This window comes from Salinivibrio sp. MA607, assembly GCF_001996245.1.
GTDB classification, from domain to species: domain Bacteria; phylum Pseudomonadota; class Gammaproteobacteria; order Enterobacterales; family Vibrionaceae; genus Salinivibrio; species Salinivibrio costicola.
In genome coordinates this window covers 59,067-72,189 of sequence record NZ_MUFJ01000005.1, presented here as the reverse complement: position 1 = coordinate 72,189, position 13,123 = coordinate 59,067, and the positions used below count along the sequence as shown (strand labels likewise).

Here is a 13,123-nt window from a genome sequence, read left to right as displayed (position 1 = left end):
CCAACCAAACCATTCCTCGGTTTATACCGTACACTTAGTGGGTGATAAGGAGATGGTTATGAAAAGCAGCAAGGTTCCGCATGGTAAATGGTCTCGTTTTGGGGCGTTGGCTTCAATAGCCGGGCGAGTGGCGTCGAATGTTGCGTGGGAAGGCACGAAGCAGTTTGCGCAGGGAAATCGGCCAAGTCGTAAAGATTTGGTGATGTCACCGGCCAATATTGCCCACGTGGCCGATAAATTGGCAGATTTACGCGGCGCGGCGATGAAGGTGGGTCAACTGTTGTCGATGGATGCGGGCGATTTGATCCCGCCAGAGCTCAGCGACCTGCTCGCGCGGTTGCGTAATCATGCCACGCCCATGCCGCCAGCACAGCTTAAAGCCGTGCTTAACGAACAATGGGGCGACAATTGGCAAGCAGAATTTACCCATTTTCGCTTCTCTCCCATCGCGTCAGCTTCCATTGGTCAAGTGCACGAAGCGTATACCGATGCCGGTGACAAAGTGGCAGTGAAGGTGCAATATCCACGCATCAAAGACAGCATTGATAGCGATGTCGACAATGTCATCACTCTGCTGCGTTTGAGTGGCCTTATCCCCAAAGAGGCGAACTACCAAGCTTTGCTCGATGAAGCCAAGCAACAGTTGCATGACGAAGCCGATTACCTGAAAGAAGCGCAGTCGCTTATCCGGTTTGGTACCCATTTAAAAGACGCTGACGGCTTAGTGGTGCCTAAGGTACACTCAGCTCTTACCTCGGATCGCATTCTAACCATGAGTTATATGGCGGGTGAACCCATTGAGCAGCTTGACCGTGCTTCAGAAGCGATACGCCAGCGGGTGGTAAGTCGTTTGTTCCAATTGCTGTTTGAAGAGGTGTTTATGTTTGGGGAGGTGCAAACCGATCCGAACTTCGCTAACTACTTGTATCAGCCAGACACGGGCCGCGTGGTATTGCTCGATTTTGGCGCCACGCGTCAGTATGCACCGACGTTTACCGATGGCTATCGCAAGCTGTTTTTGGCGGCGATAGAAAAAGATAATGCAGGGATTGAAGCGGCGCTGACTCAGATTGGCTTTTTTGCTGAGCATATTTTACCCGAGCAAAAGGCCAGCGTGCTTGAGCTGGTGAACACCGCTTGTGAGCCCATTGCTGCCGATGCGCCATTTGCGTTTGGGCAAGCAGACTTAGCCACGCGCTTACGTAATCGCGGCGTCGCCTTGAGTATGGAGCAAGGCTATTGGCATACGCCGCCGGCCGATGCGTTGTTTTTGCATCGTAAAATTGCGGGCTTGTATTTACTGGCCGCGAAGTTGGATGTCACCTTAAATGTGCGTGCATTGTTAATGCCCTATTTAACCGGCGAACCACAAACTGAGACAGCGCAAGTTTAATCCCGCTGCGCGCCGGGAACGGCATGTTCGATTTAGTCACTATCGCGCAATGCGTCGCAGTACACCACAAGATCGTCGGCGGTCCAATGGGTTGAGACGTTACGCTGAGTCAGTGAGGTTTCAACCCAGCCTGCGCTGACCACCTCAAACCAGTGAGTTAGCATTGCCTCAAATCCTTTGCTCGCCTGCATACCGGTCCAATCTGGGAGGCTAAGTTGAGTGATTACGTTGTCTTGCATGCGTTCGCCTCGGGTAAAGCCATCAAAGAAATAGCACTCATTACGATACGCAGCGGCAATGGTTTCTTTGGTGGCACCGTATTGGCGATTCATGCTGGCTTCAAACAAGCTATTATCACGGTGCCAGCGCACATCTAATCGGCCGAGAAACCCTTCACCAAATTGCGCGAACACGTCTAAATCATCAATACTCATGTCGCCATGTACATTAATACTGTCGAGCGGATGAATAAAGTCGTCAAAAATAAAGCGGCGTGGCGCATCAGGCAGCGCATGGCGGTGTTTTTCCCAGCGCAACGATAACAACGGTGTGCCTAACTCATCTTCCGGACGCTGATCGTTCAGATGGGTGTTTAACAGTGGCAAATAACGGCGATTAAACCCGACAAACAACGGCGTTTGGTGTTGCTCAGCCAAGTTAAATAAGGTTTCAACGTCTGCGCCTGAAGGGGCAACGGGTTTATCAACAAATACCGGCACGCCAGCTTCGAGGCAGGGACGAATCAAGGCCGCATGCGAGTCGGTCGCGCTATGGATCATCACCCCATCCACACCAAGCGCCAAGCATTCATGGATGTCGGTGGCCGTGTTCGTCACCCGATATTGATATGCGAGCGCAGCCAACTTTTGGCTATCACGGCTACACAAGACCCAATCTAATCCTGGCCAGTTGGCCAATAAGGGTAGATACGCTTTCTGGGCAATGTCGCCAAGCCCGATCGATGCGATCTTCATGCTTTCTCCTTACGTCGTGGCGCAGCCAGCTGTAGCCCAACCGGATGCGGCCCAACCGAGTGCGGCCTCAGTCAGCGCTGGAAGTCGCCAGCAGAAATCAGTAACCTAGCCGCATTCTACACAGTGTTTATCATTATGAATATTTTAATCTCTTGGCTCTCTCAGGCCGGTGCGTGGTTAACGCCTTGGCTAAATGATATTGCGATGGCTATTGTCGCGTCGCTTTTGGTGGTGTTTGGTAATGACATTAACCGTACCCTACGCCGTTTATTAACCGGACACCATTTTATTGTTCGTACTCTGGTATTTGTGGCAATCAATGCTTTTGGTTACGGCGCTTTCATTATAGCGGTGTCGCCGTGGCTTGCGGGTAAAATGCGTGGATGGCCTGATCATTGGCTGTTTGCCGGCTTAGTGGCGACCTTTATCTTTATCGGGATGTGGGCGCAGCGTCAGCGCCAAATCTAACCGCCCGATAGCCCAGCCCCCTTCCCTGTGATGCCCAATCATCCACTTTCTCGTATGGCTGTTTAATTACTAAGCAGCCATACTGTGTAAGCAATCCGATACTGGTATCACAGCGTATTGGTGAGAAAAAGGAGATTTGTATGCAACGTGGACTCATGTGGTTTCGCCACGACCTTCGAATACACGACAATCCTGCGCTCGCTAATTTGGCCTCAAGCTGTGACACGCTGACCTGCGTGTTTGTGATTGATCCGAGCTGGTCACGTGCAGATCATTTTCAAAGCAAGCATTTGGGCCCTCAGCGCGAGGCATTTTTGTGGCAAAGCTTAACGGAGCTGCACCGCGCCTTAGATGCCATGGGGCAAAAGCTGATTATTCGTACGGGCAACCCGCTGGAAGTGGTGGCGAACCTTTGTATGGATCATGAGTTTGATCTGATTGGCGTCACCGACCACCCTGGTACGCGTGAGCGCCATCAGGTAGACACCTTAGTCAGCCGCTTTCCGCAGCGGGTGGTGGTGTCCGATGCGCATACGCTGTTTACACAACACCAGTTGCCGTTTGATTTACCTGATATCCCGCCAACGTTTACGCAGTTTCGTAAAGCGGTCGAAAAGAAAGGGATCCAACCGCGATTACCCTTGCCGGTGCCTGAGTTATTACCCGCGCCCTTGGCTGGCATGACATCTGAGCCGGCACCACTGTCCGACCGTCGCATTTCCCCGTATCAAGGCGGTGAAATTGCCGGCCGCGCCCAGTTGAATCATTTCTTATGGGATACGCACCGGGTCCAGCGTTATAAAGAAACGCGTAATGGTCTTGATGGGTGGGCGTTTTCTTCGCGTTTATCGGCTTGGCTGGGCAACGGTTGCTTGTCGGTACGTTGGGCGGCAGCGGAGTTAGACCGCTATGAGCGCAATGTCGAGCAGAATGAATCGACCTATTGGTTGTATTTTGAGTTGTTATGGCGCGAATATTTTCAGTGGATGCTGTATCACTACGGTGCGCGCTTTTTCCGCTTTAAAGGTATCGCCAATAAACGTCCTCTAACCACGTTTTATGCTGAAGCCTTTATGGCATGGCGCGAAGGCAGTACCGATTTCCCGATTGTGAATGCCGCCATGCGTCAGTTAAAACACACTGGGTGGATCTCTAACCGTAGTCGCCAGTTAGTCGCCAGCTGTTTAATTCACGAGCTTGGGATCGATTGGCGTTATGGCGCAGCGTATTTTGAGCAGCAGCTGATTGATTTTGATGTGGCGGCCAACTATGGCAATTGGCAATATTTGGCGGGTGTAGGGGCTGATCCCCGCGGCAGCCGCCGATTTAATCTCGACAAGCAAGCCGCGCAATACGATCCTGATGGCAGCTTTGTCGCCAAATGGCTAACCAATGAAGAGCCCTTGTATTGATGGTGAGGATAATCCGATACTACCCCTTTATTTATCAAGTTACCCATTTATCTACCAAGTTACCCATTTATTTACCCAGTAAAGCGTCGTTCGCTTAGTCCCTCGGCTCGCCGGCTTTTTCGCAGGCGGGTCGGTAGCTCTCAATAATCGCGCTCACTTTATCGCTCACTCGGCGTGAGAATAGTAAGGCAATGTGGGTAACCGGGTACACATCGTGACTAGTCATGCCTTCGATTTTTGTTTCTTCAACCAACACGGTGCCATCACAGACTTGTTTTTTTAACAGCATAGCCGCGGGGCCGAAGGGACAATCTCCGGCGAGGCTGTGCAACGGTGGCAAGTCGACCCAAGGGGTAACGGTATCTGGGATCAACAGGTGCTCACTACGTTGAAATAACCAGCCGCCCCACCCAAGGTCACCAAATAAACGAGCAAGTTGAGCACCTTGGTGCGGAGTCCCTAAGGTGATCACCGCACGAACGTTTATCGTGCCAGACGAGAGGCGCTCGGTTTGGCGCTCAAGGTAGCGTCGAATAATCAGCCCACCCATTGAGTGACCAATAAGAATGGCGGGCGCTTGGCCAATAAACGCATCAATTTTAGCGTTTATCTCATCGAAGTCTGGGTTCAAGGTGTTATACGAAAGATTCAGCACCTGATGGCCCTGTTTTTCCAGCCGCTCACACAGGGGGATCAAAAAGATGCCGTGCATGTATAAGCCGTGCAATGTCACAATTTTCATCCCGTCTCCCTTTTTAAAAAAAACGCCTCACCCTTCATCGAGTGAGACGTCATTGTGTTTTACTCGCGCTCTATCATCCGTTAGAAAATCAAATGGGCGATACCTGCAACAACGGGAAGCGTCACCAGGGTACGCAAAATAAAGATCACAAACAGCTCCCACAGTTTTACTGGAATCTTACTGCCGAGCAAGAGTGCACCTACTTCGGAGATATAAATCAGCTGAGTGACCGACACGGTTGCAATCACAAAGCGGGTCATTTCGCTTTCAATGTCTGCCGCAAGAATAGCCGGGATAAACATATCAGCAAAACCGATCACCATGGTCTCGGACGCCTTCACCGCATCAGGAATGTGCAGCAATTCAAGCAGTGGTACAAAGGGTGCGCCGAGAATACTAAAGACGTCGGTATATTCTGCGACCATCAGTGCCGCGGTTCCGATTGCCATCACCACAGGCAAGACACCGAGTACCATGTCGACAGCGTTTTGGGCGCCCTCTTTGAGCACGCTGTTCACCGAGCGGATTTTCTCGGCACGGTTGAGGGCACAATGCAGGCCATAGCTTAACGTAGAATACCCTTCTGGTAATGTTTCCTCGTCACCTTGTCGCTCTGAGTTATCGATTAACGCGTCTTTTTTCCAGCATAAAGGAGGCAAACGTGGCACCACTATTGCCGCCGCAATCCCGGCTAAACATACAGTGAGATAGAACCAGGTAAACATATGCATCAAATTAACTTGTGCAATCACCACCAAGCTAAAACTGATCGATACCGCTGAGAAGGTGGTGCCGACAACCGCCGCTTCTCGCTGGGTGTAAAAGCCCTGCTCATACTGTTTGCTGGTCATCAAAATGCCGACACTACCGTCGCCCAACCAAGACGCCGCACAATCAACGGCCGAGCGCCCCGGCAAACCAAACAGTGGGCGCATGACTTTGGTGAACACCGCGCCCAATAACTCCAATAAACCAAAGCTGGTTAGCAGTGGTAACAATAAACCGGCAAAAATGAATACCGAAAGCAAGGTAGGCAGCAATTCATTAAGCACAAACGCCCCGGTGGTTTCACCCATGATCACTGGCGTACCGATCCCATAAAACGCCATGATGACAAAAACAGCGCCAAATATACGAGTTGCCAACCAAATGGGGGTTACGTTGAATAAGCCATTAAGGAAGCCATGACGTGTGATCACGGCAGGTTTGGTCAAGGTAACCAATACTGAAACAACGGCACTCAACACCACTAAGGCAGTGACGACCGCGGTTGCACTATTACCTAACAAGTCCAACACAGTGCTGGCCATCACCGCAATAGGGATAGTGACACTGTCGCCGAAAGTAATGGGTGTCATGAAAAACAGCAACCCAAGCAGCGATGGGATCGCGAACATCAGAATATTTCTCGTCGAAGGTGCCTTCTTGGAGAGTGTGTCAGTTTTTTGCATACGTCTGRATCCTGAATTTTTATTTATCTCACAGCGAAAACCAACCACTTTGGCGATTAATTATTCACTCACTGTGACTGACTGGCATGCAGATTATCGAATCACACATAGGATGTAAATAACTATTTAGTCATAAATACTGAATAAATACATCGTAAAAGTCGATTCGCCATGCCATTTTCTGGTTTCATAGTTCAACAAACTCTCTTTTGTGAAAAGTTTGTTACACTGTTTTATTGACCAAGATCAGATTCTGTTACTCATTTGTAGGGTATGAGGTGGGTTAGCTCACAGAATAAGCCCAAATATAATCAACCGATAAGGCGCAAACTTGCCTTCAATGCCTGTTAACCAATTTTAAAGTCAATACGGGCATATTCTTTGATCAACCAATCACCAAAGTCATTGAGGAGGGTCATAACAGCACGTTTTTTTACAGGTTTGCGTTCTAGTAGTATAAAAAGTCGCTCAATTGCGGTTTTCTGAGCAGGATAATGTTTGATAAATGCGTCGGCACACTCTTCTAATGACTCACTCCAACGTGCTTCTTTATGCATAACTAACCCAAATGCGGCGCGTATTAAGGTATCGGCGATCGATTGTGCGACGTTGAGCTGGGTATTCCAAGTTGTCGCGGCGGTCACCTTTTGCTTGGCGCGCGCAAGCTTTTCCGATACGTCTGGATTCATGGCTTTTGCCACTTCCCAACTGGCTTCGAACAAGCCAAAACTAAGAGAGAGATCTTGTCCATACAGGCAAATCGCTCTGTGCTTAAAAAAGAAGCCCCAATGGAAGACTTGCGACAGATCGCTAACATGTGACACTGTCACTATGTCGATATGGCAATCACTGATCACTTTGCTATGGCTGGTTTTCAATCGCCACAACAAGGTATTTAACGCATTAGATTGATCAAGCGTTAACGCCTGTTGGCACACAACGGTCAGTGATAACACCGTTTCTTTGACGACCGCACGGCGCCAGACAATATCGCCACTGATATACACACCGTGAAGCCGCTTGCCAAGCAGAGCACGCAGCTGTTTCACCGCTTTGATCATCACGGGAATAAATTCAGATTGGAATGGCGCACGCCGATCGGGCTCGGGTAAATACGCGGTTCGAGATTGCAACTGAGTCACGACTTTTACACACGGTTGAACAGGCGCGCTATTGTTGGTCATCTGCATTAACAAATCAACGCTCTAACAACGGTTCTGCTTCAATTTTAGTCAGTCTCTGTGATAATCACCAGAGTGGTTCTCTGTGCATGATTTAGGGGGTGCCATACGAATCTCTAGAGCCATGCCCCACTCTTGGCGTTTTTGATAGCTGAGATGCCACCTTGCGCATGTTATAGTGCGACCATGCACACCCCAACGAGAGATAATTATGACGCAACACAACCTGCTTAACTTAGAGGATATGATCGAGACCGCGTTTGATATTTTTACCGAAATGGCCCCCGACAACTTGGAGCATGACGATTTGCTGCTTTTTGAATCTCGGTTTGAAGACGAAGGCGGTGCGATTGTGGTCGAGGTTAACAGTGACTGGCCTGAACACGTGGGCGCTGATATAGATTTATCTCAGTGTGCAGAAGTGCAAATTGGACTGGCCGGCGACGAAGTGCTTAAACCTGTATTCGCGCGCATGCTGATTAGCCGCGATATCGATAATAAATTCTGCCATATGCTGTGGAACCGAAACGGAAAGCAGTTGCATTAATGTCCTTACACTTATCTTGAGGCTCTCAAGCGCATTCAAACTTAGCCGTAACGGCAGCCCTTTCACTGCCGTTGTTGTCGGTTTTGCGGGTAATCACGATATTATGACCGATTAATGCGCGGTGAGCGAAGCGTGATCATCGCCATGAGTTTCTGCGTGATAGCTGATGAATAGCCCGATCGTGGCGAGTGTGCCGAGTATCAGCATGATTGCCCCCAGAGAGAGTTGACTTGCCACGCCCAACTGACTTGCCACCAAGGTGACTACCCCTGCCAAAAGGTTTTGTGTACCGCCTAAAATCGCGCCGGCGGTTCCTGCATGATGAGGGAACGGGCTAATTGCACCGGTGCTTGCCGCGGGAAACAGAATGCCTGCTCCGGCAAAGTAAACACAGCCACCACCAATCAATGCATAAAGTGACACCTCACCCATTAGGCCAGGTAAGGTGATCAATCCTGCCCCCATCAGAGCGAGGACGCTGCCCAGTGCCAACGTGGCATAATAGCCCAGGCTGTCGGCGAATCGGCTCGATAGTCCCGCCCCCACTAAGTAAGCAGGAAGTGGTACCACAAAAAGCAAACTAATCATACGCGGTGATAACGCCATGGTATCGGACATAATTACACCTGCCGCTGCTTCAAACAGAGAGACACCGGCAAACACAGTCACGAGGCAAAGCAGATAGCCTCTAAAGCGACGTGAGCCCATAACATGGCGGTAACGTGTACCAAAGTGACCGGGTTGACGTGACTCACGTGGCAATGTTTCGGTAAATCGCAGCGTCATGATCGCATACACGGCAATGCCTAGTAGGAGCAAGAAAAAGTAGCTCGCGCGCCAGTTTAATGCTTCGGTTAAAAATCCCCCGAGTAGCGGCGCAAGTAAGGGAGAGAAAATCAGTCCCATACTGACAAGGCTATTAGCGCGGTGCAGTTTAGCACCAGAAAAACAGTCTCGCGGGAGTGTACGCGCCATGGCGCCGCCACAGCCAATGCCAGCACCTTGAACGACGCTGCCAATCAAAAAACCGTTAAATGAGCTCACCAGTAAGGTTACGCCTGTACCCACTAAAAATAGTACCAGGCCGGCCAATATCACGGGTTTACGCCCTACTCGGTCAGACACGGCACCATAAATGAACTGCGATAATCCGTACGGAATCAAATAACAGGCCATAACTGCTTGTAACCGTGACGGTGACACCGCAAAGTCCGTCGCCATCACGCCAATAGAAGGTACATACATGGTTTGGGTCATTTGCCCAACCGCTGCCAACATCACGATCAATAGCAATAGCTTGCCCATAGGCATTGCCGAGGACATACCAACACTCCTGAAAATTATTATGCGAAATAAACATTGAAAAACGAAGCAAGATTGAGGTTAAGGACATAACCTCCGAGAACACCTTGTTTATGATGAGGGAATGATAGGCTTTGCAGGCAAGGTAAGCAATCGACGTTTAGCCTCACCACCCCGATTCTTTGTTATATTAAAGATTAGTTTATCTAATCCTAAATCCAGCGACGCACCTGTGCTTTGTAGGCTTCAAATTCATCGGGCCATTGGCTCAACAAGCGATACTCTTCGGCAGGAATAAATGTGGCAGACAAGTAAGCCATAAAAGCAGGGATCATCCCCCAGCACCATAGCGCATTAAAGTAGAACCCGGCGGCAACAATGATCAATATCATCGCCAAGTACATTGGGTTACGGCTATAAGCGTAGATGCCTGTAGTGACCAGCGCGGAGGGGGCTTGTAGCGGATCGACAGTGGTGTGATGACGATGAAACGCCCATTTCGCCGCCAGCAATAGCCCTAAGGCAACGACAAACGGTGCAATCGCCCAGCTGGGGCTGCCTAGCTTAATATCAAAAGGAAAGTAATACGTTAATGCAAGCCCGCCGCCAATTGCCGCTAACATGGCAACGGGAGGTAAAGGGGGAAAGAGATAACGCCAAGCCGGTACACGCATAACTCGTCCTTGAGTGATGACTGATATAATACCGAAACTCTAACCAAAAAAGGCAGCCACTGTCACTGCCTTTTTGCCAAATTACGAGGCGTTAACGCTTAATATTCAGTCTTGCTCAAGATTGAGACGATGCTTGCCGTGTTCGATCTTGGCTTTCAGATAATTACGGTTACCATCTTTAAGGTGGGCTTTGGTGCCAATCACTTCTTTTAAGGTGATACCTGCGGCTTGTAATTCTTCGATTTTTTTCGGGTTATTGGTCACTAAGCGGATGCAATCAATATTAAGCGCTTTGAGCATTTGCGCCGCTTCGGTAAACTCTCGCAGATCGTCAGCAAAGCCAAGATGATTATTGGCTTCGTAAGTTGTCATGCCTTCGCTTTGTAACTTATAGGCGTCTAACTTATTGTACAGACCAATTCCTCGTCCTTCTTGACGGAGGTACAAAATAATCCCGCCATCTTCACCCATTTTATGGATAGTTTCTTCTAGTTGTTCGCCGCAATCACAGCGTGAGGAGTGAAAGACATCGCCGGTTAGGCACTCAGAGTGCATACGTACTAGCGGTGGATTAGCCGTGTGATCGGCCTGCTTAAAGATCAGCGCGACGTGCTCTTGTTCGGATTGTAATCCATGGAAGGAAAGGATCTCTGCGGGGATCTCGCTTCCCACCCCGACTTTCAACGGCACTCGGGCCCTAACTTTAACCATTATGCGTTTATCTCTTACTGCTGATACCCGATTCAGGGCGCTAACATTACTACACCCACGATCGGATGCCAATGAGAAGATGTTATAATATAACACAAAAGGGTTATGTTATAACATTATATATTCAGATATTGAGTGTGTTTATTGTAACCGGCGCACCACAACGGCAGGATTACCCGCGACAATAGAGAAAGGCTCAATGTCTGTATCCACGACAGATCCTGCTTCAATCACGACCCCCTCACCGATTGCAATGCCCGCTTTAATCACCGTATTGCCTTCAATAATGACGTTGTTACCAATAATCACATCTTGAGAAGACTCACACTCACCACGGGCAATATCTAGCGGTAATACGCGATGGCGGGTGGTATAGATCCCAACGTTCGGGCCAATGCTGACATTATCGCCAACGCTGACATGCGCGCCATCTAGAATCGTGCAATTGGGCCCGACACTGACATTACTGCCGATACTAATATTCATACCGTAATGACAAAAGAAGGGCGCATCGATTTCGACGTTGTCACCGATATGCGCAAACAGTTTAGTGGTGACCACATTTAAGCTGGAGGCATCCTCTGGATCCAGTCGATTAAATTGTTGGCACAGTCGGCGCGCCGCATAACGAAACAACGTCAGTTCCTCATCGGCAGGACAGTACGGCAAGCCTCGCTGCATTTTTTCAAATTCCGTCATCCACCTATCCTTGATGCGGCATGGGAGCCGAGGTCGACTCAAACTCTGAGTTATCGACCGATGACAAGGCCACCAGCGCATCGCCATATTGATCTAGAAACTGATTGCCCAATGTTAGGCCCAATTGATAATCCGCCTCCAAGGCTTCAGATTTGCTCAACAACGCACTGCTTTGCAGCGGCTCATTCGGCGCAATTTGTAGCACTTGCGCACGCGCAGGTGGGTTGGCCAAAAACTGTAGCTCACTTTGATAGCTTTGATAGTGGGTGGTGAACATTTTCAGCATGTCGGTACTGAGTGGCTTACCCGATAGCGATTGTAGCCGATAAATGGTGTCACCACCGAACAGCCAGCGTCCGCCATTTTGCATCGCCTTCTCTCTCATACTGTCTTTCACTCGACTGACCCACTGCTCTCGGCTCGACTTATAGCGTTCCGATAACTCTCCTAACTGCTTACTCAGCTCTTTTTGAAAGGTTTCAAACCGGGCTAGTCGATATTTTTCTTCAAAGTTAGTGAGGTAATCCGCGATTTTAAATTGGGGTTTGTGGGTTTCAAATCGTGCTCGCAGTGTTTCAAGAAAGCGACCGCTATCATCGACGCGTTTTTCCTGTTCTACATCAGGCTCTGTACGGATCACCACAATGATATCCGCGCCGCGCGCAAACGCTTCTTTCGCTGGGATTGCAGCAGTTACGCCACCATCGACGTACCGGTGTTCGTTGATATTAACCGGGTGTGGATACAACAGTGGAATGGCACAGGTTGCCTTAAGCGCATCAGGCCAATTATCTTCTGTGAGCGAGAAAAAGGCAGGTTTCAAGATATCGACATCGGTTGCACACGCATAGGCATATCGATTTTGCAGGTGACGACGTGCCGTCTCCATGTCCAATGCCGTCTCTTTTCCGGGTAGCGCGGTCTCTAGTGCCCAATCAAGATCCATATGATGCTGACGCCGCACATACTTCATTAAGTGGAAGAAGCGTTCTTGGGTCGTCAGCTGGGTAATAAATCGGTAGCCATATTGGTATTGTTGGCAGACATACGCGCTCATATTGAGCGCCCCAGCGGACGTACCATAATAGTGCTCGAACGGATCAAAGTGGCGAGTCAAAAATGCGTCGATGACACCCGCCGTAAAAATACCGCGCTGCCCACCTCCTTGCAGGACCAAGGAAATTCTTTGCGGTCGCGAAGGCTGGCTCTTATTTAAACCGATAGCCTGCGTATCGGCCGCAAACATCTTAGGTTGTACGGCTTGCTTGCTGTCTACCACACTCGCCCCTTACGAGCACACTCACGTTATGCATCTGTTTTTATTGAACGATGCCGCATAGTCTAACGCGTCGTGTAACGCTGCGCTAGCGCTTACCCCGTTACGGATGAGTGAGCGTGTTTCAGTAAGCATCTAACCTGACACTTATCTACATTGTTCACTTTTACCCCATCACTGCCACCGCAGCGAAGGTAAATATCATGCCTAGCGCACAAGCTGCGGTGATTAACGCGTAGCCCAATGTGGTGTTCATCGCCTGACTCCTTACTGTTTACGTTTTTAATTTTGTT

General features: G+C 49.5%; 13 protein-coding genes. 4 read left to right on the top strand and 9 right to left on the bottom strand.

The annotated features are described in order from the left end of the window. The first annotated feature begins 52 nt into the window (after positions 1–52). Positions 53–1,393 carry an ABC1 kinase family protein gene (locus tag BZG81_RS03940; protein ID WP_077676787.1) on the top strand — a complete coding sequence of 447 codons (1,341 nt, stop codon included), beginning with the start codon at positions 53–55 and terminating at the stop codon, positions 1,391–1,393. Between the two features lie 32 nt (positions 1,394–1,425). Here the strand turns inward: BZG81_RS03940 and BZG81_RS03935 are convergent, their stop codons facing one another. After that, positions 1,426–2,367: a Gfo/Idh/MocA family protein gene (locus BZG81_RS03935; protein ID WP_077676786.1), complete on the bottom strand. Its 942-nt coding sequence runs from the start codon at positions 2,365–2,367 to the stop codon at positions 1,426–1,428. Positions 2,368–2,502: 135 nt separating this feature from the next. Here BZG81_RS03935 and BZG81_RS03930 point away from each other — a divergent pair, with 135 nt between their 5' ends. Beyond that, the gene (locus BZG81_RS03930) at positions 2,503–2,835 is read left to right on the top strand and encodes a DUF3392 domain-containing protein (RefSeq protein ID WP_021024518.1); all 333 of its coding nucleotides are present in this window, start codon (positions 2,503–2,505) and stop codon (positions 2,833–2,835) included. Positions 2,836–2,975: 140 nt separating this feature from the next. Continuing rightward, on the top strand, positions 2,976–4,247 hold the full coding sequence (locus tag BZG81_RS03925) for a DASH family cryptochrome (RefSeq protein WP_077676785.1): 1,272 nt from the start codon (positions 2,976–2,978) through the stop codon (positions 4,245–4,247). A 94-nt stretch (positions 4,248–4,341) separates the two neighbouring features. Here the strand turns inward: BZG81_RS03925 and BZG81_RS03920 are convergent, their stop codons facing one another. The 3 genes from BZG81_RS03920 to BZG81_RS03910 form a co-directional block, all read right to left on the bottom strand. Next, complete coding sequence (locus BZG81_RS03920) at positions 4,342–4,989, bottom strand: esterase/lipase family protein (protein ID WP_077461160.1); 648 nt, start codon at positions 4,987–4,989, stop codon at positions 4,342–4,344. Between the two features lie 80 nt (positions 4,990–5,069). Then, complete coding sequence (locus tag BZG81_RS03915) at positions 5,070–6,386, bottom strand: YjiH family protein (RefSeq protein ID WP_077661025.1); 1,317 nt, start codon at positions 6,384–6,386, stop codon at positions 5,070–5,072. Between the two features lie 401 nt (positions 6,387–6,787). Continuing rightward, positions 6,788–7,582 carry a hypothetical protein gene (locus tag BZG81_RS03910; protein ID WP_131826356.1) on the bottom strand — a complete coding sequence of 265 codons (795 nt, stop codon included), beginning with the start codon at positions 7,580–7,582 and terminating at the stop codon, positions 6,788–6,790. Positions 7,583–7,832: 250 nt separating this feature from the next. Between BZG81_RS03910 and BZG81_RS03905 the strand changes: the two genes are divergently transcribed. Further along, entirely contained in the window at positions 7,833–8,168 is a 336-nt protein-coding gene (locus BZG81_RS03905) for an HI1450 family dsDNA-mimic protein (protein WP_077661023.1), read from the top strand. 111 nt (positions 8,169–8,279) lie between these two features. Here BZG81_RS03905 and emrD read toward each other — a convergent pair whose 3' ends face one another. The 5 genes from emrD to BZG81_RS03880 form a co-directional block, all read right to left on the bottom strand. Beyond that, on the bottom strand, positions 8,280–9,491 hold the full coding sequence (emrD, locus tag BZG81_RS03900) for a multidrug efflux MFS transporter EmrD (protein WP_021023755.1): 1,212 nt from the start codon (positions 9,489–9,491) through the stop codon (positions 8,280–8,282). A 191-nt stretch (positions 9,492–9,682) separates the two neighbouring features. Continuing rightward, positions 9,683–10,144: a methyltransferase family protein gene (locus tag BZG81_RS03895; protein ID WP_077461157.1), complete on the bottom strand. Its 462-nt coding sequence runs from the start codon at positions 10,142–10,144 to the stop codon at positions 9,683–9,685. A 105-nt stretch (positions 10,145–10,249) separates the two neighbouring features. Next, complete coding sequence (locus tag BZG81_RS03890) at positions 10,250–10,855, bottom strand: GTP cyclohydrolase II (protein WP_021023753.1); 606 nt, start codon at positions 10,853–10,855, stop codon at positions 10,250–10,252. 141 nt (positions 10,856–10,996) lie between these two features. Beyond that, positions 10,997–11,554 (bottom strand): sugar O-acetyltransferase, encoded by a 558-nt coding sequence (locus tag BZG81_RS03885; RefSeq protein WP_077670086.1) that lies wholly within the window; start codon positions 11,552–11,554, stop codon positions 10,997–10,999. A gap of 4 nt (positions 11,555–11,558) precedes the next feature. Next, a complete protein-coding gene (locus BZG81_RS03880; protein WP_236719571.1) occupies positions 11,559–12,833 on the bottom strand; it encodes a patatin-like phospholipase family protein in 1,275 nt (424 codons plus the stop codon). Between the last annotated feature and the right edge of the window lie 290 nt (positions 12,834–13,123).